Source organism: Streptomyces sp. NPDC048424 (assembly GCF_040651555.1).
Taxonomy (GTDB): Bacteria; Actinomycetota; Actinomycetes; order Streptomycetales; family Streptomycetaceae; genus Streptomyces.
On the sequence record NZ_JBEZKE010000003.1, the window covers coordinates 1 to 22,455 of the forward strand.

At 69.3% G+C, this 22,455-nt stretch carries 16 protein-coding genes and 4 pseudogenes; 6 read left to right on the forward strand and 14 right to left on the reverse strand.

The features are described 5' to 3' along the window. Positions 1–263: flavodoxin-dependent (E)-4-hydroxy-3-methylbut-2-enyl-diphosphate synthase (locus AB0D29_RS04835; RefSeq protein WP_362852508.1), on the reverse strand; the 263-nt coding region annotated here is incomplete at its 3' end. Between the two features lie 219 nt (positions 264–482). On the opposite strand from AB0D29_RS04835, the gene AB0D29_RS04840 reads away from it, so the two are divergent. Next, positions 483–5,168, forward strand: coding sequence for a HEAT repeat domain-containing protein (locus tag AB0D29_RS04840; RefSeq protein WP_362852165.1), 4,686 nt, complete (start codon positions 483–485; stop codon positions 5,166–5,168). A gap of 38 nt (positions 5,169–5,206) precedes the next feature. On the opposite strand, the gene AB0D29_RS04845 is transcribed toward AB0D29_RS04840, so the two are convergent. The 8 genes and pseudogenes from AB0D29_RS04845 to AB0D29_RS04880 all read right to left on the reverse strand — a co-directional run. After that, positions 5,207–6,016: an enoyl-CoA hydratase/isomerase family protein gene (locus AB0D29_RS04845; RefSeq protein WP_362852166.1), complete on the reverse strand. Its 810-nt coding sequence runs from the start codon at positions 6,014–6,016 to the stop codon at positions 5,207–5,209. After that, positions 6,013–7,260 (reverse strand): cytochrome P450, encoded by a 1,248-nt coding sequence (locus AB0D29_RS04850; RefSeq protein WP_362852167.1) that lies wholly within the window; start codon positions 7,258–7,260, stop codon positions 6,013–6,015. The genes AB0D29_RS04845 and AB0D29_RS04850 overlap by 4 nt, the downstream gene beginning before the upstream one ends. 104 nt (positions 7,261–7,364) lie before the next feature. Then, a complete protein-coding gene (locus tag AB0D29_RS04855) occupies positions 7,365–8,753 on the reverse strand; it encodes a cytochrome P450 (RefSeq protein ID WP_362852168.1) in 1,389 nt (462 codons plus the stop codon). A gap of 10 nt (positions 8,754–8,763) precedes the next feature. Then, a complete protein-coding gene (locus tag AB0D29_RS04860; RefSeq protein ID WP_362852169.1) occupies positions 8,764–9,324 on the reverse strand; it encodes an ATP/GTP-binding protein in 561 nt (186 codons plus the stop codon). Between the two features lie 3 nt (positions 9,325–9,327). Then, on the reverse strand, positions 9,328–9,720 hold the full coding sequence (locus AB0D29_RS04865; protein ID WP_362852170.1) for a DUF742 domain-containing protein: 393 nt from the start codon (positions 9,718–9,720) through the stop codon (positions 9,328–9,330). Then, positions 9,713–10,555 carry a roadblock/LC7 domain-containing protein gene (locus AB0D29_RS04870; protein ID WP_362852171.1) on the reverse strand — a complete coding sequence of 281 codons (843 nt, stop codon included), beginning with the start codon at positions 10,553–10,555 and terminating at the stop codon, positions 9,713–9,715. Before AB0D29_RS04870 ends, AB0D29_RS04865 begins: the two co-directional genes overlap by 8 nt. Then, positions 10,552–11,766: an ATP-binding protein gene (locus AB0D29_RS04875; protein WP_362852172.1), complete on the reverse strand. Its 1,215-nt coding sequence runs from the start codon at positions 11,764–11,766 to the stop codon at positions 10,552–10,554. Before AB0D29_RS04875 ends, AB0D29_RS04870 begins: the two co-directional genes overlap by 4 nt. 530 nt (positions 11,767–12,296) lie before the next feature. After that, positions 12,297–12,494, reverse strand: a pseudogene (locus AB0D29_RS04880) (CorA family divalent cation transporter); the annotation flags it as partial. Between the two features lie 645 nt (positions 12,495–13,139). On the opposite strand from AB0D29_RS04880, the gene AB0D29_RS04885 reads away from it, so the two are divergent. Then, positions 13,140–13,817, forward strand: a complete 678-nt coding sequence (locus tag AB0D29_RS04885; protein WP_362852173.1) for a hypothetical protein — start codon at positions 13,140–13,142, stop codon at positions 13,815–13,817. Positions 13,818–13,834: 17 nt separating this feature from the next. Here AB0D29_RS04885 and AB0D29_RS04890 read toward each other — a convergent pair whose 3' ends face one another. From AB0D29_RS04890 to AB0D29_RS04905, 4 genes and pseudogenes are all read right to left on the reverse strand, one after another. Then, positions 13,835–14,995 (reverse strand): hypothetical protein, encoded by a 1,161-nt coding sequence (locus AB0D29_RS04890; RefSeq protein ID WP_362852174.1) that lies wholly within the window; start codon positions 14,993–14,995, stop codon positions 13,835–13,837. A gap of 3 nt (positions 14,996–14,998) precedes the next feature. Continuing rightward, entirely contained in the window at positions 14,999–16,111 is a 1,113-nt protein-coding gene (locus AB0D29_RS04895; RefSeq protein ID WP_362852175.1) for an ImmA/IrrE family metallo-endopeptidase, read from the reverse strand. 259 nt (positions 16,112–16,370) lie between these two features. After that, positions 16,371–16,696: pseudogene (trxA, locus tag AB0D29_RS04900) on the reverse strand (thioredoxin). Between the two features lie 32 nt (positions 16,697–16,728). Beyond that, positions 16,729–17,289: pseudogene (locus tag AB0D29_RS04905) on the reverse strand (FAD-dependent oxidoreductase); the annotation flags it as partial. A 17-nt stretch (positions 17,290–17,306) separates the two neighbouring features. Here AB0D29_RS04905 and AB0D29_RS04910 point away from each other — a divergent pair. After that, positions 17,307–17,701: pseudogene (locus tag AB0D29_RS04910) on the forward strand (FAD-dependent oxidoreductase); the annotation flags it as partial. On the opposite strand, the gene AB0D29_RS04915 reads toward AB0D29_RS04910, so the two are convergent. Then, entirely contained in the window at positions 17,674–17,826 is a 153-nt protein-coding gene (locus AB0D29_RS04915; protein WP_362852523.1) for a hypothetical protein, read from the reverse strand. The pseudogene AB0D29_RS04910 and the gene AB0D29_RS04915 overlap by 28 nt on opposite strands. Positions 17,827–18,778: 952 nt before the next feature. Between AB0D29_RS04915 and AB0D29_RS04920 the strand changes: the two genes are divergently transcribed. The 3 genes from AB0D29_RS04920 to AB0D29_RS04930 all read left to right on the forward strand — a co-directional run bounded on the left by AB0D29_RS04920 (position 18,779) and on the right by AB0D29_RS04930 (position 22,444). Next, on the forward strand, positions 18,779–19,582 hold the full coding sequence (locus AB0D29_RS04920; RefSeq protein WP_362852176.1) for an urease subunit gamma: 804 nt from the start codon (positions 18,779–18,781) through the stop codon (positions 19,580–19,582). After that, positions 19,579–21,660 (forward strand): urease subunit alpha, encoded by a 2,082-nt coding sequence (ureC, locus tag AB0D29_RS04925; RefSeq protein WP_362852177.1) that lies wholly within the window; start codon positions 19,579–19,581, stop codon positions 21,658–21,660. Before AB0D29_RS04920 ends, ureC begins: the two co-directional genes overlap by 4 nt. Positions 21,661–21,769: 109 nt before the next feature. Next, positions 21,770–22,444: an urease accessory UreF family protein gene (locus AB0D29_RS04930; RefSeq protein ID WP_362852178.1), complete on the forward strand. Its 675-nt coding sequence runs from the start codon at positions 21,770–21,772 to the stop codon at positions 22,442–22,444. Positions 22,445–22,455: the final 11 nt, after the last annotated feature.

The following is a 22,455-nucleotide window of genomic DNA, read 5'->3' on the forward strand; positions in this document are numbered from 1 at the left end:
GACTTCTTCGCGATCACCGCGAGCGCGTCGGCGTCGTCCTGCGTCGGGCACGCCACGCGGACGATGTCGCAGCCGGAAGCGGTCAGCTCGGCGATCTGCTGGAGCGTCGCCCCGATGTCCGAGGTCCTGGTGGTGGTCATCGACTGCACGGAAATCTGTGCGTCGCCACCGACGGCGACCTTGCCGACCTGGATCTTGCGGCTGACCCTGCGGTCGGCAAGCTTCGTCGGCACGGCCGGCATTCCGAGCGCAATCGCAGTCACAGCAACCTCTTCCACCTCTTCCGGGTCGGCACGAAGTCGGTGAACCCCGTCCTCAACCTGATCAAAGCCCACCCCGAGGACCCCGAGTGGGCACATGCCCACCGTAGTGGGCATGTGCCCACCCGTCAACGCGATGGGGCCGCCGCATCGACGGGGGTGCCGGACGCTCCGGCGGAATCCTGTTGGTGGGGCCGGCAACGTCCCGGTTAGCATCCGAAGATGACGATGCCCGCGGACCAGCCCTTCGACGATGCGGTGCGCCGAGCCGACGTCGGCTGGTTGTCCGGCCATCTCGACGCCCGGCTCTGCCCGCCGGCCGTCTTCGGGCGGCTCATCCGGCACGAGGATCCCCGCGTGCGGTACCTGGGGTTGGTCCTGCTCGACGAGCGCGTCACCTCGGGCCGGACGGGCGACGAGCGCGAGACGGCCGAACTCGCGGGACTGCTGCCGGAGTCGGTGGAGGGGCCGCCGGAGTCGCTGCTCGTCCTGGCGCGGCTCCACGAGCGACTGGGGCCGTACGTCCCCGGCTCCCGCCGGCGTTCGTGGCGTACGGCCGAACTGCCGGTACGCGTACGGATCGCGTGGCTGCGCGCCGAGCTGATGAACGACCCGACGGTGATCCGGGAGGAGCCGCGCGGCGAGCTGCTGTACCAGGCCGTGCGGGAGACGACCGTCACCTGCGCGCACCGGCCTGCGGAACTCGTCAACGAGCTGGTGGACAGCGGCGATCCGGTGTTGCGGGCCGAGGCCCTGCGGCTGGCCCGGCAGGGGCTGCACGCCGGTCTGCTGGCCCCCGCACTGGTGCGCCGACACGTGATGAGCCTGCTCGGCGCCGGCGAAGGCACCGGCAGCGCGGACGTGGTCACCTCCGCGCTGGGTGAACTCGCCGAGCCGTGGATGGCGTTGGATTCCCTGCCGCCGGGACTCCTGTCTCCCTTCCTCACCGCCGAGTCGGTGAGCGCACGGCCCGACGCGGCCGATGCCGCGCTCACGGCTGCCGCACATCACGGGCACGCCGGGCTGCTGCGGCAGGCCATCGCCGATCCGTCCCTGCCGCCCGGTCTTCGCCGGCGCGGAATGGAACTGCTCGGCGACCTGGCGGCCCGCGGCGACATCGGTGCGCTGACGGCCATCGCCGCACGGGACCCCTTGCTGTTCGGCGGACCTGCGGTGACGTGCCTGCGAGGGCTCCACCGGCGCGGGCACTTCCCGGAGAGTGCGCACGTCCCGGCCGTCATCGGCCTGGCGCTGGCCGACCACACGATCGCTGCCCACGAGGTCGCGACGATCCTGTTCACCTGTCGGCAGGTGATGTTCCGTGAACTGGTGGACGCGGCCGCCGACGATCCGAGCTGGCCGCGCCGGCTCACCCTGCTGGTGGCCCTGGCCGCACAGGGGGCGGGGGAGCTCCCGATCGGTGACGCGATCACACGGATCCTTCCGTCGGCTCCGGTGCCGGGGCCGTTCCTCGCCGCGATCCGCGCGCTGCGCCATGCCGATGCCGAAGACGCGGTGATCGCCCTCCTGCCCTCGGCGCCCGCCGCGGCCCTGGACGCCCTGGAAGCCATCGGCGGGCACCGGACGGCGGAAGCGCTGAGGGAAGGGCTCGGGCTGGCAACGGAGCAGGGCTCGGCCGCAGTCGTCGGCCCTGACCCGGGCCTGATCGCCCCGCATCTCCGCGCCGTACGGAACACCGCCCTAGAGGTGTTGTGGCACCTGACCCACGACCCGGCACGGCGGCGAACCCTCCTCGTCCGTCTCGACCCCGCCGATCTGCCCGCCCGCATCGCGGCGGATCTCGGCGGCCCGGACGAGCACGAACTGGCACTCCTGCGTTCCCACCTCGACCCGGACCAGCCGGTGGCGGCCCTGTGCCGACTGGCCGCCCACGGCAGCGCCGCCACGCTGCCGGTCATCGCCGACCTGCTCCTGCGCGTCGTGGCCGAGCAAGCGGCCTACCGGGAGCCGGGCGCGGCCACTGCGCAACCCGGGAACGGGCAGCCGGCCGGGGAGCCCGTGGTACCCCAGGAGGTCCTGGACGTCGTACACGCTCTGGGCCGTCGCCTCCACGAGAGGGGCCGCATCAGGCCGCTCTGCCTCCTCGACGCGGCGACCGCGCGAGACGCCGGGCACGCACTCGTCGCGTCCCTGGCGCTGGATCTGCTGGACCGGCCCGGACTGTCGAGCGGCGAGCAGGCGATCCTGCTCGAACTCCTGCTCCGCGCCCCTTCCCCGAGCACCCGTGCGCGGACGCACCGCCTGCTGCGGCACCGAGACCCGCACGTGCGCAAGCACGTGATCGCGTTGCTCGCCCGCGACGCCACGGGGGACGACGCGCAGGCGTTGTCGGCGACCCTGATCGCGCTGACCGCCGCGCAGGACGTCCAGACCGTTCGGCAGGCCCTGCTCGCCCTCGGTCACGCGCGGGCCCGCTGGGCCTCCACCGCGATCGCCGCGTGCCTCGGCCATCCGAACATGAACATCAAGAAGACCGCAGCCGAGGTGCTGGGCCGCGCGGGCGCGCCCACGGCCGTACCGGTGCTGCTCCACTGGCTCGGGCATCACGACAATCCGGGCCTGCGCAGCAGGCTCGTCGAGGCACTGCGCACCATCCTCGGCGGCGCGTACCTGGCGACCGTCCTCGCCGCCGCCGAACACAGCGAGGAAGCCCGCGCCCGCGAACTGCTCCTGGAAGGGCTCGACCGCAGCCTGCCGGCGGGCTCGGTGCTCGCGCTGGCCGACCAGGCACCACGGGTCGCACCCACCCTGCTCGCCCTGGTGGCGGCCGGCCGGGTCGGCCTCGCGTCCGGCACGATCGAGGACCTGTCGACGGCCATGGCCACGTACGGGATCACCGCGCCCGCCGCGCCGTGGCCGGCGACCGGGGCCGCAGCGGACCTCGACCTGGGCTCGCTGACGTCCGGAAGCTGGAATCCGTCGGTCGCGCTCCGCATCGCCGGACGGCACGAGCTGCCGCACCCCAGCCGGCTGCGTGCGCTACGGCCCATGCTGGCGGACTGGCTCCGCCTCGCCGGCTCCGAACCCGCCGCCCGGGGCCGCGTACTGCGCCTCACGCTCCGGCTCTGCCCCGCCCCGTGGACGACCGAGGAACTGACGGCCTTCGCCCGATCCACCACGGTCCTCCTCGACGCCCTCGCCGAGGCCGAGGCCGAGGCCGCAGACCGCCCCGAACTGATCGCCGTACTCGAAGCCGTCGCGCCGATTCTGCCGGCGGTGGAGAAGCCGACCGCCGTCGACGCCGTACGCGCGCTGCGCCCCGTACCCGCGGGAGGCCGGTCCACCCTGCCACTGCTGCGCAGCCTCGGCGTGGTGCTGGTCCGCGCCGACCTCGACCAGGCCCTCGCCTCGGCCCGGCTGGACGCCCACCCCGGGCAGGCCGAAACCGCCGTGCTACGGGACGCGTTCGCGGCCCCGCGGTCCCCAGCAGCCCCGCAGTCCCACGCGGCCCCGCAGTCCCACGCGGCCACGCATCCGGACGCGAGGTGGCGAACGGCGCTGGACGCCGCGGCCCGCACACCGAGCGCCCTCCGGGCACTGCGCCAACACCCCCTCCCACCCGGCTCCAGGGACCAGCTGACCGCACTGATCGACGTCTACGCCTCCGCCGGCCCCGAGGTCCGCGCCGCCCTCATCGACTGGATGACGGACCTCCAGCCCCTCGACGCACCACCCTGGACCATCACCGAGACCGCCCACGCGCCGGCGACCCGGCCGCGGACCGTGCACGGGGACGACCTCGACCAGCCCCGCTCGACCGCCCTGCGGGAGCGTCTGCTGGCCATGCTGCGGGCATCCGCGCCGGACCGCCGGCGCGCCGCGGCCCTGGCGCTCCTGGAGTGGCCCGAGCCCGAGGCGGGGCTGCTGGTGCTCCGAGCGTTTCTGCGCGGCCGCATCGACGTACCCCTCAGTGCCGACCTGGCCCGCACCCTCAGTGCCATGGGCGAGACGGAACTCCGCGCGGACGGCGTCCTGCACGACAGGGTGGCCCGCGCGGCGGAGCGGCTGGCCCCGTGCGACCTGCGACCGCTGGTCCCGCTCCTGCTGGAATGGTGGGAGCACGACCCGCCGTCCGTCAGTGCGGCGGCCGCGCAGGCGCTGCGCCGCGTCCCCGCCGACGTCTTGGCGGAACACCTCGCCGACCGCCTCGACACCGGCGCCTGGGGATTCCTCGACCTGCTCTCCGGACGGCCCCTGCTGCGCACCCCCGCGCTCACGCGGACCTGCCGGCGCCTGCGCGCGGAAGGACGCGAGGCCCTCGCGGACCGCCTCCTCCTGGTGGACGGTCCACTGCGCCACCCGGACGACTCCGCCCGGCAGGACGCCGCCGCCCTCACAGCCCTCCGCGACCGCACTCCACCAGAGTCCACGCAACCCCCGTCCCGCGAAGACCTGTTGACCCTGGCCCGCACCGGCAATCCGGCGCACATCCACCAAGCGTTCAAGCAGCTCACCGAGGAACACACCCGGAAACACACGGGCCCGGCCCCACACCAGGACCCCGATCTACGGGACCTGATCGACGAGTTGCTGCACCACCCCAAGCCCGGGATCCGCCTGCACGCCCACCGCACCTCGCGCGCCCTGCTGGACCGCCAGACCTACCTGCACCACACGTCGCTCCTCCTGGCCGACCCCCAGCCGGACCTCGTCCGCACGGCGATCCGCACCCTCGGCCACGCCACCTGGCCACCCGCCATCCCGGCGATCACCGCCCTGCTGGAGCACCCCCACCCCACCATCCGCACCACCGCGACCGAAGCCCTCGTAGCCCTGGGCGAACCGGCCGTCCCCGCCCTCAAACACGCCGCCACCCACACCCGCCCCGACAAACGCCCCCTCTACACGGAGCTCCTCGACCGCATCACGTCCGCCGGTTCCGCATAGCCCCGCGGACGCGGCCGCCCGCATCGGCCCGGGAGGGATCAGCCCCTTGTGTGCTGGTGGAGCGTGGCTGCCAGGAGATGGGAGTCGAGCAGGGAGACGTCCGCCGTCCGGTCCGCCCGCGCGTAACCGGCCAGCATCCGTTTGGTCAGGACGAGTGCCTCGGGCGAGCGTCGCACGAGAGGCCTGGTCCAGGAATCGATCACCTTGTCCAGCTGGTCGAGCGGGGCGGTCCGGTGGAGCAGACCGATGCGGTGCGCCGTGTCGGCGTCGAAGACGTCGCAGGTGAGCATGAGCTCGCGGATCCTGGAGGCGCCGGCCTCGGAGACCAGGCGTCCCATCGCCCCGCCCCACGCCGGCGGTAGCCCTATGCCGACCTCCGGCATGCGGAAGCGGCTGGTGTCGGCACCGGCGCGCAGATCGCAGAACGAGGCGAGGGCGAGTCCCGCGCCGATGACACGCCCGTGCAGCCGGGCGATGGTGACCGCGTGGGTGTTCTCCAGGGCCTGGCACAGGCGGTGCGCCTTGTCGGCGATGCGCCGCAGGCCCACCCCGGACGGATCGGCGGCCATGGCCTCCTGGTACTCGTTGCGGTCGGCCCCCAGGCAGAAGTCCGTACCCAGTGACGACAGCGTCAGGATCCGGACGTCGGGTCTCTCGTGCAGGTCGTCGAGCAGGGTGATGAGGTCGTCGAGGACCGCTGTGTCCAACGTGTCCTCCTGCCCCCAGGGGTTGAGGCGGACGTGCAGCACGGGGCCGTCCTGCTCGGTACGTATCGCCTTCGGCGCGGTCCGGGCGTGTGCGGGGGTGGGGGTGGGGGTGGGGGTGGGGGTGGGGGTCGATTCGGTCATGCGAGGGCTACGTCCAGATTCAGCAGGCGCCGGAACGCCACACGGGGCGCCATCGACGGGGGGCGTACGAGGGTGAGGCGGGGGAGGCGCCGGATCAGTTGGCGGAGCAGGGTCTGGGCCTCGAGGCGGGCCAGCGGCGCGCCGAGGCAGTAGTGGATGCCGCCGCTGAACGCGAGGTGGACGGCCGTGCGTTCGGGGTCGAACCGGTCCGGGTCGCCGTGTCGGGCCGGGTCCCGGTGCGCCGCTCCGATCATGAGGTGGACCATCTCGTCGCGGCGGATCTCGATGCCTCCCAGCACGGAGTCCTGCGAGGCGACCCTGCTGATCACGTGGGTGGGCGGATCAAAGCGGAGGGTCTCCTCCACGAACCCGGGTACGAGGCCCGGGTCGTCGGCGACCATGTCCCAGCGTTCCGGGCTTTCGACGAGCCGGAGCGTCATCGTCGACAGGAGGGTCGCGGTGGTTTCCAGGGCGGCCAGCAGGACGAACAACACGAGGAAGTAGACCGCCTCGTCGGCCTTGTCCCGGTCCGGCTCGATCGCGTCCCACGTCCGGATCCACCGGGTGATGGGGTCATCGCCGGGGCGGGCGCGCCGGTCGCGCACCAAGTCCAGGAAATAGGAGTGGAGTTCGGCCGTGGCCGCGTCGGACAAGGCCAGTTGGCTGGCCGACGGCAGCAACTCCTGGGTGAATACCTGATCGTGTGTCAACTGGCGGAGCCTGGACCAATCGGCCTGCGGCAGCCCGAGCCATTCGCCTATGGTGGCGACCGGCAGCTCCTCGCAGACAAGGTCCGAGAAGTCCGCCTCGCCGGTGCGTATTCGCTCCGTGAAGGCGTCGAGGAGCCGATCCGCGGACCGGATCACATTGCGGCCGATGCGCTCCACCGTGCCACGGTCGAACGTGCCCGCCGCCCGTCTCACCTTGGTGTGGTCCGGGGAGTTGAGCGCGGCGAGCGTGTTGCTCATCTCGCGCGAGGAGGGCGCGTTCCAGCGCGTCCCGGGCCCTTGGCGCTCCCGCCATTCCCGGTCGGGCTCCAGCCATTGGCGGCTGCGCAGGACCTGGTCGCAGGCGGCGAAGCCGGTCACGGCGAAGCCGCCCCAGGGGGCGGGCACGACCTCGCCCCGCGCGAGGAGTTCGGCGTAGATCGGGAAGGGGTCGGCCTGCCCCCTGGCCGTCCGCAGACGGGAGAAGAGGGAGGCGGACGCCCGGCGGTCATACGACGGAGTGGTGGCAACCCCCATGACGGCGGCTCCTTTCTGAGAATCAGCCGCCATGCATACCCGCGTGATCGTTAGAGCATCCACTACCACTGGGTACTCAGGAGGTTATGAGAATCACACTCGCCTCACTCGCCCCTGGTCCAGGCCAGGAAGCGGCTGAACAGGCCGCCCTTGGGCTGCGGCGCGAACCCGGCGTTCGTACGTGAGGGTCCCGCGCCGGCCGGCGAGGAGGCGGCTGCCTGCTGCTGCGGCATCCGGTCCGCGTTCGATCCGGCCGATCCGGCCGACCCGGCCGCCTGGGGAACGTTCCTCGGGGTGAAGCGGATCGGGAGGGTGACCAGCGAGCGGCTCCACGGGCTCGGCGCCCAGGTGAGCGCCTTGAACGGGACGCGCAGCTCGACGTCGGGCAGCTGGTTGAGCAGCGTCTCGACGGCAGTCACGGCGATCATGAAGGCCGGGTCCTTGGCGGGGCAGGCGTGCGGGCCCGCTCCGAACGCCAAGTGTGCCTTAGCGCTGAGCTGTTCGCGGTGTTCGGTCAGCTTCGGGTCGGTGTTGGCCGCGGCGAACGAGATGAGCACCGGGTCGTTGGCCCGGAGCACCCTCCCGCCGAGCTCGACGTCGTGAGTCGGGTAGTGAGCCGCGTAGTTGGCGATCGGCGCGTAGTTCCAGAGGGTCTGGGAGATCGCCTCCTCGACCGGGAGGCCGACCTGCCAGTCCTCTCCGAGGTACAGGGCGCTGCTGGTGCCGATGGCCGCGGCGAGCGGCGCGGTGCCACCGGAGAGCAGCGTGACCAGCTGGTGCAGCACCTCCTCGTCGCTCAGCTGGGCCGAGTGCTCCATCAGGCGCGTGGTCAGGTCGTCCGTCGGGCGCCGCCGCTTGAGGGCGATCAGCTCGGTGAGTGCCCCGCCGAGCACCTCGTCGGCCCCGGGCGTCCCCTGGAAGATGCCACTGATCCCGGCGATCACGCGGTCGCCGATCTCGGGCGGGCAGCCGAACAGGTCGCTGAAGACCAGCAGCGGCAGCGGCTGGGCGTACTCGGCCATCAGCTCCGCCTGGCCGAGGACGTCGGTGCTGAACTGACTGATCAGGTAGTTGGCGGACTGCTGCGTCTGCCTGATCAGCTGGTGCTCGTTGACCGTGGCGAGACTGTCGGTGACGGCGCGGCGCAGTCGGGCATGCGCCGCACCGTCACTGAAGAGCGCGTTGGGGCGGTACCCCATCATGGGCAGTGCCGGGCTGTCGGCCGGGACGCGCCCTTCGCCCAGGGCGTTCCAGCGGCGCGAGTCGCGCACGAAGGAGGCGGGGTTCTGCAGGACGTACAGAGCTGCGTCGTAGCTCGTGACGAGCTCGACCTGGACGTCGGGAGCGATGTCCACGGGCGCGCTGTGACCGAAGAGGCGCAGCTGTGCGTAGTGGCTGTCGGGATCGGCTCCGAACGAGGGGCCGTACATCTGGACGTTCCCGTGCGCGGGGCAGCCGGGGGGTATCTCCTGCGGTTCACGTGGCTGTTGCATTCCTGCGCTCCTAGCCGAGTTGGGACATGAGGTGTTGCACGAGGGTGATGAGTGCCTGCGCCGAGGAGGTCTCGTCGCGTACGTCGCACTCCACGACCGGGGTCTCGGCGGTGAGGTTGAGGGCCTCGCGCACCTCGTCGAGCGGGTAGTGCGTGGTGCCCTCGAAGTGGTTCACGGCGATGGCGTACGTCAGGCCGAATCGCTCGACGAGGTCCAGGACGGGGAAGGACTCGTGCAGTCGCTCAGGGTCGACGAGGACCAGCGCGCCCAGAGCGCCCCGGGAGAGCTCCTCCCACATCTCCTTGAAGCGCTCCTGGCCGGGCGTTCCGAAGAGGTAGAGCACCAGGGTGTCGCTCAGGGTGAGCCGGCCGAAGTCCATGGCGACGGTGGTGGTCTTCTTGTCGGGTGTGCCCGACAGGTCATCGAAGCCGACGCTGGCTTCGGTGATCTCCTCCTCGGTCCGCAGCGGCTCGATCTCGGAGAGACTGCCGATGCAGGTGGTCTTGCCGACCCCGAAGTGCCCCACTATGAGGATCTTCACCGCGTGGGAGACGTGTGGATCCAGGTACACGCGTTACGCTCCGAATCGATTCTTCAGGCCCTCGAGCACGGCGCTGACCAGTTCTCTGTCGACACGTTCGGCGCGCGGTATCGGTGTCCTCGCGAGGATGAGACCGTCCTCCTCCAGCTGCGCCAGCAGGATGCGGACGATGCCCAAGGGAAGGTGCGTGTGTCCTGCCACCTCGGCCACGGAGAGGAAGCCGTTCGCGACCAGGTCCATGACCTGCCCCGCCTCCGGGGACAGGGTGCGCGCCGCGACCTGTGCGTTCTCTGCCGCCATCGTCACGAGCGTCGTGTGCTCGTACTCGTGGTCCGGGGGCAGCGCTCGTCCGTTCGTGATCACGAAGAGGGGGACTAAGGGGGACGTCAGTTCCAGCTCGTCATCCTGTCCGAACCCATCACGCATGGTCAGTCGCCTTCCCCGGTGTTGCCGCCGAGGTCAGTCCGGGAACCACCTCGTGCAGACGCGTGGTGAACTGTTCTATGTCGCAGTCGTGTTCGGCGGCAGCGGCCAGGAAGGCATCGGGACCGGCCGCCATCAGGAAGATCCAGCCGTGCTGGAACTCGATGACCGTCTGACGCCATTCCGCGTCCTCGATGACCCCCGCGAACTGGGACGTGACCCGACTGTAGGCGTGGATGCCCGTCATGGCCGCGGAGACCGTGTCCGCGAGGTCGCGGCCCATTCCCTTGGTCGCCCCGCGGGGAAGGCCGTCCGATCCCAGGAGTACGGCGTGGCGGGCGCCCTTGACCTCGGACATCACCTGGTCGAGCTCGCCGAGGGCGAATCCCGCGTCACCGGAGCCCTGCTGGCGGGGGGAGCTTCCGCGCGGACCTCCGGCGTCCTCGGCGCTCACCCGCGGCGGCGAGGTGAGGTTGTTGCCCAGTCGCGCGACGAGGCGGTGCATGCGGAAGGAGATCTGCTGCATGTCCACGTCGGGCGCGGCCGCGGCGGCGAGGTAGGAGCCCTGCCCCGCCCCGATCAGGAAGATCCAGCCATGAGAGAACTCGATGACGGTCTGGTTCCACTGCCGGTCCTCCTCAGGTCCGGCGAAATGGGCCGTCGCCCGGCTGAGCGACTGCATCCCGGCCATGGCCGCGGAGATGGTGCGTACGTCCTTCTCGGCCAGGCCTTCCGTCGCGCCGCGAGGAAGGCCGTCCGCGGACAGCAGGACGGCGTGCCGTGCGTGGGGCACGTTGTGCACGATGTCCTCGAGCATCCACGACAGGTCTGCGGTCATGCCTCTTCGGGCCCTTCGGACGAGGTGGCGTCAAGATTGCGGCCGGAGAGCGTGCCGCGCTGGAAGGCCCCAAGACTGCGCCCGGAAGCGCGGCCCGTCTCCCCCGGGACCCGTGGCGCCGGCGAGGTGGCGTCGGGATCGGGGACGCTCGCGATGGGCGCCTGGCGTGCGCCGCGCTTGGGCAGACCGTGCATCGTGCGCGACGTCGCACTCTGGGGCCGGCTCTCGGTGGCGCGCCGGATGTCGCTGACCGGAGCCTCCTGGGAGGGCGGGGCAGGCGGGGCGGACGGGGCGGGCGGTATCTCCTCCATGGTCCACAGCTCCTCGGGCAAGAGGACGACGGCCCTGACGCCGCCGTATCGGGAGACCCCGGTGACGTCGACCTTGAAGCCGTGCTGACGTGCGATCAGGCCGATGACCGGGAAGCCGAACTTCGGCTGGGTGCCGAGCTGCGACAGACGGGGGGCGACTTCTCCCGAGAGCAGCGCGGTCGCCCGCTGCCGCTCTTCGTCGTTCATGCTGACACCGGCGTCGTCGATGACGATGCACAGGTTGTTCTGGACGCGCTGGAACGTCACCTCGATCGGCGCGTCGTGCTGCGAGAAGCTGGCAGCGTTGTCGAGCAGCTCGGCCACGGCGAGGGCGACGGGCGCGACCGCGGACGCCTTCAGGGCGAGACTGGTCTGCTGCATGACGGCGACCCGGTGGAAGTTGCGGATCTGGCCCTGGGCGTTGCGCACCACGTCGTAGACGCTGGCGGGCCTGTTGCGACGGCCGAGCGGCGCACCGCACATCACGGCGATGCCCTGGGCCTTGCGCGCCATCTGGGCGTTGGCGTGGTTGACGTCCAGCAGGTCGCTGAGGACGCCGTGTCCACCGTACTTGCGCTGGATGGCGTCCAGAAGCGTCGTCTGCTCGGCCGCGAGGCTCTGCAGGAGGCTGGCGGCACCCTTGAGGACGGCCTTGGTGTTCTCCTCCGCCGCTTCCTTGGCCTCGCGGAGCGTGGCGTCCTGCTCGTACCGGATCCTCTGCAGCTCGGCGTGCGACGCGCGCAGGTGGCCGTCTGCCGTGACGAGCTGGTGCCTCAGTTCGGCCTCGGTGTGCTTCTTCTTCGCCTCCAGCGCTCTGTTGCGGGCGACGAGTGCCACGACCGCGACAACGGCTATCGCCGCCACCGCAACCAAGCACCACACAAGTGCGTCTCGATTCATGGAAACCTTTCCCGGCGCATGGCATGCGGACGGCTGCAGATACACCTCGCGAGGCCCCGCAACACAGCTGATCGGCGCGGCCCACCTGCTGTTACGCGGAGAGCATGCGCCGATCACACATCAGCATCTGCGTCAAATTGGATCAAGATCACAGATGTCGGGATGCTATCACCGGATCTTTGCGTCCCCGGACGCCCGCTATGGCGTCACATCCGGCCAACCCGGCTGTCACAGCAGCGGGTTGACATGGCCTTTCAGCCCCGCATCCGCCACCGGCCACCCTTCTCGCTAACGATTCGTCAAACAGTTCTTCACGAAAGGACTGGCAATCTCTCACATCGATCCGGAACGCCGTCAACCGCCCCCCGGGCGGCCCTCATCGGCAGGCGGCGGCGCCCAGTTGATGCGGGAGGCGGTACTCGGCCACAGGCGAGCAGATCTTGACGCATCGTTGCCTCCTCTCGGCAAGGGAGTCCGAGCGCGTCACGACGTTCGCAAGGGCGAAGTTGATCAACTGCCCGATGCGCTGCCTACAGCCAGTCGCGCTTCTTGAAGATGACGTACAGGCTCACGCAGACCACCGCCATCAGCAGGATTGCGAAGGGGTAGCCCGCTGCCCAGTGGAGTTCCGGCATGGTTTCGAAGTTCATGCCGTAGATGGTGCCGACCAGTGTGGGTGCGAAGAGGATGGCGGCCCAGGAGGAGATCTTCTTGAAGTCGTCATCCTCAGGCCGCTGACCTGCGGAAATTGCCTACTCAGGCGGTCTGACCTGCAGCGATCGACCTTTCCGAGTCTTTCACCCTGCTCCCCGTATATGCAGCCGATTCCCCCCAGCCGCCCCCCAACGAGGCCTCATTCCCCCCAGATTCCCCCCAGCGGAGACTGTCTCGCCGAGAGGGGCGCCGCAGGTCGGGGGCCGTCTTTCGTCGCTCAGGACAGGTTACGCAGGGGAGTGGCAGCGGGACGGGAGCAGGTGGCGCGGGGGGCTGGAGGAGCTCGGCGAGGCTGCTGCCATTTCTCGGGTCTCTCGCCCACTGGCTTGAAGGAGTTGGGAGGCCGATTCGGATAGCTGTGGGCATGGCCGCTCGGGGTGACCGCGCACGCAGGCGTCCAATGGTGGTGCTTGTGGATGCTTGTCGGTCGGTGTGAGACGGGTGCCGACCGTTTTGCGATCATCCGAGGAGGTGGCCTACAGGCGTACGAGCGTCCGTACTAGCCTGGGTGTCCGAGCGAAGGTATTCCCGTGTCCAGGCATGGGAAGCCCGGTTAGACCCAACGACCCCCTCGGGGCGGGCGGCCTAGAGGCGCTGGCGAGTGGATCGTGTAAATGTGAGTCGTTCGTGCTTCCGGTGGCGGGTGCCTGAAGGTAAGCATGGGTGTGCAGGCGCACCGCCAGCGGGAGCGTCAGTTCGAATCGAGAGCGGGTTGGTCCATGGCGGTCGTGGCACGAGAGCCGATGGATGTCGTCGCGGGTGCGGTGGCTCCCTGCGACCTCGTGCCACGCGAGGCGAAGCTCGCGCTCATCGAAGCCTTCGGTGCGGAAGCCGTTGTGGCCTACCGGTATGACGTGCGAGAGCGTGAGCGACGAGCAGTTGATGGGACGCCGCCGCTGACGCGACCTGATGTGCTGAATCTCCTTATGGCGCTTCCCCTCGACGAGCCGGTTCCTGCCAGCTCCTTGAGCGAGAGGGAGCGGCGAGTCCTGAGGGCCCTGCCGAAAGGGGCAGCGGTCCGAGGCAACGGGGTGGTTACCCGCCGAGCGGTGCAGCCTGTCCACATCGACATGGCTTTCGTACCCGGGCGTAGCTGGGAGTCGGCCATGGAGAAGGCCGAGCGATTCACTCCCTTCTGCTCCCGCACGGTGGTGGTGGACGGGGTGCTGCGGCGCAAGGACGACGCAGTGATGCGCGCGGACTTCTACGGCATCGGACTGCTCACGGTTCAGGGGGAGACGGTGGAAGTGGTGGTGCCACCGCGCCCCTTCGTGCGCAGACGTCATACCGTCTCCGGCTGGAAGTTCCTGGAAGACGTTCACCGCCAGCTTCCCTGAGCGCCCGCGGCGGCTCGCTACGGGGCGACGGGGAGCGTTGCCCATGCCTTGAGCGGCGAGGGCGCTTGGAAACCGGACCTGGGGCTGGCGCCCAGTCCGATGCGCTGGTTCTCCAACGCGTAGCGATCGACCGCTGCCGCACACTTGTCGCGCCACCATGACTTGCGCGGAGCGCCTGGCCGGTAGCCGGCCATCTCGGTGACCCAGTCGCTCCACGTGAGCACAGTGTGATTGTCGGCCTCGCGCTTGGTCTCGCCATCGGACAGGCAGAAGCGATCGAGCCCCCGCCCGTCGCACTCCTCGCAGGCGCAGGTCGCGGGATCGGCGTTGCTGTACAGCGTGGCGAGGGACGCGGCCCCCTTGAAGCACATGAGCTCCGGCATCAGCACGTTCGGGTATATGGGGCCCGCAGGCTTGCCGACTTGCGCCTTCTCGCCGGGTGGGATCGCGTGACGGAGTGAAATCTGCACGCCGATGCCCGCGCAGAACGCGCCGTGTGCCATGGCGTCGAGCGCTGCGAGATCCGTGCGTAGGAGCGCCGTGTGCTCGACGCTGGCCAACAGGCTGCGCAGATTGGCCGGGATGTCCTTGGTCTGCTCCAGCGGGTCGAACTGGCGGAAGAGAATGAGGGCCTTCGGGTGCCGGATCTTCGTACAGACCGCTATGAGCTGACCGATGTTCTCGCGGTTCAGCCACGTGACGTCGATGGGGAGCGCCACGATGGTGTCGGCGCGTTCGATCTTGTTGGCCTCGCGCATCACTGCCTTGAGCGTCTTGGAGTCCGCCTGCGGAATGTAGCCGGTCGGAGTCAGTGCCGCGCTCGCGCCCCGCACCTTCTGGAAGGCGAGTGAGGTGTCCACGGAGGCGAACAGCTCGTCGCTGGGCACCATGAACGGCTCGTCCGTGGTCGCGACATAGCTTGTGTAGGGGGCACTGTCGATCAGGAGAGGGCCCTCGTAACCCGCGGTGCTGCGTAGGTGGAAGGCCCGCTCGTCAGCTTTGGCGCCGGTCATCACCACGCCACTGAAATCGTCGTCCAGCGCGGGGCGCGGCCGCGGAAGGTTGATGGCGCTTTCATGGAGGAGTACCCGCCCCTGCAGAAGAGGCACGGCGGCAACGGTGTGGTCCAGTGTCTTCAAGGCGGGCGGACGCCGCCTCGGGGAGGGGGTGTTGCTCATGAATCACCTCGCAGAAGAGTCCGGCACGTCCTTGTGTCCGGACGGAGAGGAAGCGCACAAGTAGATCTCGTGGAACTCCTCCCGACCCAGGCCCGCCAGGTGGGCGGTCTCGGTCGGACTGAGGTGGAGCTGCTCCTCAAGCCGGGTGACGGCTTGAGCGAGATAGCGCGGGGCTTCGCGCCGGATCGTGGTGGGTTCGTTGGTGCGATAGCCCAGTGCGGACAACTCGACCATGAGCGTGCGGTACTGCCATTCGCTGACAACGCCCAGGTCCATGGCTCGTCTGATGAGAGCTGCCATCGATACTCCCCACCGCGCCTTGAGGTCCAGCAGACGGGATACGTCGATGCCTGGCTTCAACTCGGGCAGGACGGCATCGTGGGGCATGAGAAATTCGGCGGCGAACCGATTGGCCTGATCTTCCTGCACGCGGCCCTCGCCGGGCTCACCGTGCATCACCAGGTGACCCAGCTCGTGCGCGAGACTGAAGCGGGAACGGTCAGCGGGAGCCGTGGAGTTGAGGAGCACCAGCGGTGCCTTGTCCGCAGGCCACTGGCTCACTGCGTCGAGCGCGGTAGCGCAGAGGTCGCGCACCACGACCAGTGCGCCGGCGCCCTCAAGCAGGGCGACCATGTCATCGACGGGGCCTGCGGGGACACTCCATTCCTCGCGTACCGTCTCTGCCGCGTCGGCCGGGGTGTCGAAGTCGTTGACCTCGATACGCCGGAACTGGATAGGGCGGTCGAAGTCTGCTGCCTGGGTCAGGGATTCCACCTGGATGCGGGTAAGCGCCAATGTCGCATGGATCCGACGCAGGGCAGGTGCCCCCATGGAGGCGTGCTTACGGTGATGGATCAGCCCTACGCCTGCCCCGGCAGTATCGGAAGTGCGGCACAGTAGGTCGGCGGTGTAGTGGAGTGCGTCGGCGAACAGTTGCACGCGCTCATCCCTGACGGGGATGCGGCCGGCTTCAGCTCGGCTCACGTACCCCTGGGTGATACGGGTGCCTTCAAGTCGTGACAACTCGCCAGCGAGGTCGGACTGTGTCCAGCCGCGCGAGTCGCGGGCCAGCGTGAGCATGGTGGGGTCCGCCACCAAACTGCTCCGGTCGCGCACGGTCCACCTCCAGCCCTGGCGATGTCAACTCACCAGAGAGTACACGGTTTTATGTCAAAAATTATTCCGCATATGATCCGCGGGTTGTCGCGGTTCCAGATATACCAGGGCCCACTGACAGTCCAGCTCTGACCCGAGGTGGTCGCGCATGTCGCCGGACAGCAGAGGTCGGAAAGTAGAAAGCCCCGGGCCCGCCATAGGGCTTGGCGAGGCCGGGGTTGGGTAAAGCTGCCGCTGAGAGCGTCGGCGCGGGGTGCGTTCAGCGGGAGATGAAGTCGCGCAGTTCGCGCTGGAGGGCTGCCTTGGGCTTGGCACCGACGATGGTCTTGGAACTCGGCCGCCGACGAAGACGTTCATCGTCGGGATGGACATGACGCCGTACGCGGCGGCCGTCTGCGGGTTCTCGTCGATGTTCAGCTTGACGATCTTGATCCGGTTGCCGTGCTCGGCGGCGATGGCTTCCAGCGAGGGGGCCAGCTGGCGGCAGGGGCCGCACCAGGCCGCCCAGAAGTCGACGAGTACTGGCTTGTCGCTCGGGAGGACGTCCTCGATGAAGGATGCGTCGGTAACGCTCTTGAGGGCCACGGTGCGGCCTCCTCTCGTGTGTGGGGCGATGGTTAGCGCGCGTCGGCGAGGGCGGCGAGGTACTGCTCTGCGTCGAGGGCGGCGGCGCAGCCGGTGCCGGCGGCCGTGATGGCCTTGCGGTAGGTGTGGTCGACGACGTCGCCCGCGGCGAAGACGCCAGGGAGGCTGGTGCGCGTGTTCGGGGAGTGGACCTTGAGGTAGCCCTCGGCGTCCAGGTCGAGCTGTCCGGTGAACAGCTCGGTGCGCGGATCGTGGCCGATGGCGATGAAGAGGCCGGTCACGTCGAGGTGTTGTGTCTCCTCGGTGATCACGTTGCGGACCGTGAGACCGGAGAGCATGCCGTCCTTGTCTTCCAGCTCGGTGATCTCGCTGTCGAAGAGGAAGGAGATCTTGTCGTCCGAGAAGGCGCGGTTCTGCATGACCTGGGAGGCGCGCAGGGTGGAGCGTCGGTGGACGACGGTGACCGAGCGGGCGAAGCGCGTGAGGAAGGTGGCCTCCTCCATGGCGGTGTCGCCGCCGCCGACCACGACGATGTCGCGGTCGCGGAAGAAGAACCCGTCGCAGGTGGCGCACCAGGACACGCCACGGCCTGAGTTCCTGGGCTGATCCCGTGACCGACGCGACCACTACCGACGACGACATACGCAACGTCGTCATCATCGGCTCCGGCCCCGCCGGCTACACCGCAGCCCTCTACACCGCCCGCGCGCAGCTGAAGCCTCTGCTGTTCGGCAGCTCCATCTTCGTCGGCGGGTCGCTGACCACCACGACCGAGGTCGAGAACTTCCCCGGCTTCCCCGAGGGGTCGACGGCCCGGACCTCATGGCGAACATGCGGGCCCAGGCCGAGAAGTTCGGCGCCGAAATGATCGACGACGACATCGTCTCCGTCGACCTGACCGGCGCGATCAAGAAAGTCACCGACTCCGAGGGCACCGTCCACCGCGCGAAGACGGTTATCGTCGCCACCGGCTCCGGCTACCGCAAGCTCGGCCTGCCCAAGGACTGCTTCTTCGCGTCGATCTCGGCTATCAGGCCCTCGATGAGGCCCTTGATCTCGTCGCGGATGGGGCGGACGGCCTCGACGCCCTGTCCGGCCGGGTCCTCGAGCTGCCACCCCCGGGTTCCCACTGGAGACCCTTCAGTTTCCTTGGACCCACGGGCATCTCCGGCCTCGGGGTTATCGTTACAGCCGTTGGCGCTGAGAACGATCACGGGGTCTAGCTGCGGATCTCGGCGTTCGGGTGGGTCTGGGCCGCCTGGAGGCGTTCGCGGAGGTCGATCTCCTCAGGGGCGAGCGGGTCCTCGGGCCGGCGGATGCGTACGGGCTTGGGGCGCAGCGGCGGGTCGTCGTCGACCGTGGCGGCTTCGGCTTCTGCGAGCGCCCGGTACAGCGAGGCGACCGAGGGGGACTTGCCCGCGTTCTTCCCGACCTTGATGGCGAGCTTCTTGGCGATGTCGGGGACGGGGACGCCCTTGTCCTTGAGTGCGACGGCGCACGATCGCGAGCGCGGGGCCCTGCTTCCACGCGCGGCCGGGGTGCCGGTCGGCGGGGACGGGGATCTCCAGTTCCTCGCGGAGCGCGGGGACGAGGGCGAAGCACGGGGTGTGGTACTTCGCGGCGGTCTTCCCGCCGCGGGTGCGGCAGGCGCTGCCGACGGGGAAGTCAGAGTTCGGGCAGTCGTGACGTTCTACCGCGATTGCTGCCTGATCGGGTGTGAGGTCCATGCGGGAAACCTCTCTGAAGCGCCTCCCCCGTGCGTGTACGAGACGCCGATTCCCGTCCTGATGCGCCGCAGGGCGTCATTGGGTGGCCCCTCGCTGGATCAGGAGAGGCCGCACGTCTCCGAGGAGCTTCAGGGATCGCCCGGGGCGGCCTGGAATCACGGGCCGTGCGACGTGTGCGTCCTGTTCGCCCATATGGCTTCTGTTTCACTCGATTGTGACTTATGAGGGTTCTTTCCTTTCTTGCTGGATACGTGCTTTTTGACCAACCTGCGGCGTCCTGCGCATCAGCACAGTTCACGCCGCCCCTGGTGGTGCTCGCCGCAGGTGCCAAACGAGGAGCAGGAAGGGGAACTGGATGCATCTGACGCCACATGAGCAGGAGCGGCTCATGATCCGTGCCGCGGCGGATCTGGTCGAGCGACGCCTCATGCGCGAGCCCACTCTTGAGCTGAACTATCCGGAAGTCATGGCGCTGTTTGCGGCCTATGTGCTGGAGGAGGCCCGTCACGACACGAAGACGGTCGCCGAGCTCATGGACACCAATCTGGGCGATGTGGCGGCGCAGCTCCAGGTCCGCCTCACCAAGTTCGGCACTACCTTGCCGACCTCGGCGAACAACGATCCGACCATCAACGTGCTGCCGGGGGTCCGGGAGATGATCGCCAACGTGCAGGTGGAGGCGACGTTCAAGGACGGCACCAAGCTGGTGGTCATCGCGGATCCGCTCTGCGACGTGCAGCCCTCGACGACGGTCCACCCGGGTAAGTGGGAGCACCCGGATCAGACTCCTGTGCCGTACAACCTGGCCGGGGGCAGCACGTTCCCGACCGGGAAGAAGCTGTGGGTGAAGAACACCGCGGACCGTCCGATCCAGGTCGGCTCGCACTATCACTTGGACGACGTCAACAGGCACGGCGGGAACGTAGGCGGCAAGGGGCTCGACTTCTACGAGGACGATGGCAATGACCAGATGTCCTCCAGGCCGGCCGACGTGAACGGTTACCGGCTGCACATCGCGGCCGGTACGTCGGAGCGTTTCGAGCCCGGCGACAACTGCGCGCGCAGGGTGTGGGTGGTGCCCGTCCGGGGAGCTCTGGAGGTATGGGGCCTTCATGAGGCAAGGACGACCACAGCGGACGCGAAGGTGACCCAGCGATGACGAAGCGTGCTGCCCAGGCGGCTTCACAGAACCGCCCCAGCTTCACCGTGCGCCCTCCGGTAGAGCTGACGCGGGAGGACTATGCCACGCTGTATGGCCCGACGAAGGGCGACTGGGTCAGGCTCGCCGACACCAACCTCGTCGTCGAGATCGAGGGGGACTGGTGCGGCGGGCCGGAGCGCAGCGGCGATGAGATGCTTTTCGGCGGCGGCAAGGTCATGCGCGAGTCGATGGGCATGTCACACATTGCCCGGGACGGCTCCACACTTCCGCCGGGCGCCACCAGCCCCCTCCTGCCGGTGGACACGGTGATCACCGGTGCGTTGATCATTGACCACTGGGGCGTGGTGAAGGCCGACGTCGGCCTGCGGGACGGGAAGATCTACGCGATCGGCCAGGCCTACAACCCGGAGACGATGACACCCAAGCCCGCGGACCAGTCCAAAGGCGCCTCGAACTTTGTGGTGGGGCCGGAAACCGAGGTGATCTCCGGAAATGGGAAAATCCTGACCGCGGGTGGCATCGACACCCACGTGCACTTCCTGGGCCCCGGGCAGATCCACGAGGCACTCGCGTCGGGCGTGACCACGCTCATCGGCGGTGGTACCGGCCCCGCGGACGGCAGCAGGGCCACCACCATGACGCCCGGCGAGTGGCACATGAAGCAGACGTTCAGGGCGCTGGACGCCTATCCGGTCAACATCGGCCTGTTCGGCAAGGGCGGCACGGTCAACAAGAAGGCGCTGGAAGCCCAGATCGACGCCGGGGCCATCGGCCTCAAGATCCACGAGGACTGGGGGGCCACCCCCGCGGCCATCGACGTGGCGCTGGAGGTCTGTGAGGCCAAGAAGGCCCAAGTCGCCCTGCATGCGGACTCGATGAACGAGTCCGGGTTCGTCGAGGACACGTTCGAGGCGACCAAGGATCGCACCACCAGCACGTACCGGGGCATTCACGTCTTCCATGTCGAAGGCGCCGGCGGCGGCCACGCACCGGACATCATGAAGCTGGTGGGCAAGAAGAGCGTGCTGCCCGCGTCGACCAACCCCACCCGGCCCCTGACGAAGAACACCGTTGCTGAGCACATGTACATGATGGTCATCTGCCATCACCTCAACCTCGACGTCCCCGCTGACGCGTCGTATGCCGACTCGCGTATCCGGCCCTCCACGATGGCCGCTGAGGACCTGCTGCACGACACCGGTGCCATCTCGATGATGTCCTCCGACTCGGGGGCCATGGGGCGTATCGGCGAGATGATCATGCGGACCTGGCAGACGGCGCACGTCAACAAGGGCCGTCGCGGTCACCTGCCGGACCCCAGCAACCCGGGAACGACCGGCTCCCCGGGACACGACAACTTCCGCGTCAGGCGCTACATCGCCAAGTACACGATCAACCCGGCCATCGCGCACGGCATCGACAAGTACGTCGGCTCCGTCGAGGCCGGCCCCGACAAGATCGCGGATCTGGTGCTCTGGGAGCCGAAGTTCTTCGGCGTCAAGCCCCACATGATCATCAAGGGCGGGCAGATCGCCTACGCGCAGATCGGTGACGCCAACGCGGCGATCCCGACACCGCAGCCCTACCTCCCCCGTCCGGTGTGGGGAGCATGCGGCACGGCACCGGGGGGCAACTCCTTCAACTTCGTAGTGGAGGGTGCCTCGGCCCCAGGTCAGAAGCCAACCACGTACGGCCTGACCAAGGGGCTGCTGGAGATCACCTCCCCCCGCGGCAAGACCAAAGCGGACATGAAGCTCAACACGGAACAGCCGGACATCGAGATCGGCCCCGACTACTTCGACATCACCATCGGCGAGGGCGGCGGCGAGAACACGGGCACGCGCCCGGCCCCACGCTTCCCCAAGAAGACTCCGCCGCCGAGCCCGGCCAGAAGCGGGTCCGAGGAACCGGGTGCGTACAGGGGCACGACCACGGATGCCAAGACCACGGTGGAGAACCAAACGATGTTCTCCGGCCAGCCCCGAACTCCGAGCCCGCCCCCGGACCCGAACCCGGCCGGTAAGGGCCTCTACGAGACCACACTGCCCATGACGCAGCTGTACTTCCTCTTCTGAGCACGGCAGCGGGCCCGGCGGTTGGCCGCCGGGCCCGCTCTCCCGGGGGAAGGTTCTCCCCTTGCCCTCCTCTTCACCCCGTACCTGTGAAAGGCAGGCCACCGCTCCCATGAGCCATGCCGCCCTGCTCGTTCTGGCCGACGGCCGTTTCCCTGCCGGTGGGCACGCCCACTCCGGCGGCGTGGAGGCCGCGGTCGCCTCGCACGGGGTCCACGACGCCACAAGCCTGGAGGCGTTCTGCCGGGGCCGCCTGCACACCGCCGGGCTGACCGCGGCCGGCCTCGCCGCCGCGGCCGCCACCGGATACGACGCGATGGCGTTGGACGAGGCCGCCGACGCCCGCACCCCCGTACCCGCGCTGCGCCACGTCGCACGCAAGCTCGGCCGGCAGATGCTGCGCGCGGCCCGGGCCGCCTGGCCCTGCCCCGAGCTCGACCAGATCGCCCACAGCCTGCCGCAGGGCGCACACCAGCCCGTGGTCCTCGGCGTCGCAGCCCGCGCCGCCGGCCTGACCCCGTTGGACGCCGCCCAGTGCGCCGCCTACGAGAGCATCAGCGGCCCTGCGACGGCCGCGGTACGGCTGTTGAGCCTCAACCCGTTCGACGCCACCGCCCTGCTCGCCCGGCTCGCCGGCGAACTCGACGACGTCGCCCACACCGCCGCCGAAGCGGCAGCACGGCTCGCCACCGACGGTGTCGCAGTCCTGCCCGCCGCATCCTCGCCGCTCCTTGACATCACCGGCGAACAGCACGCCGCCTGGCCCATGCGCCTCTTCGCCTCCTGACCCCCCACACC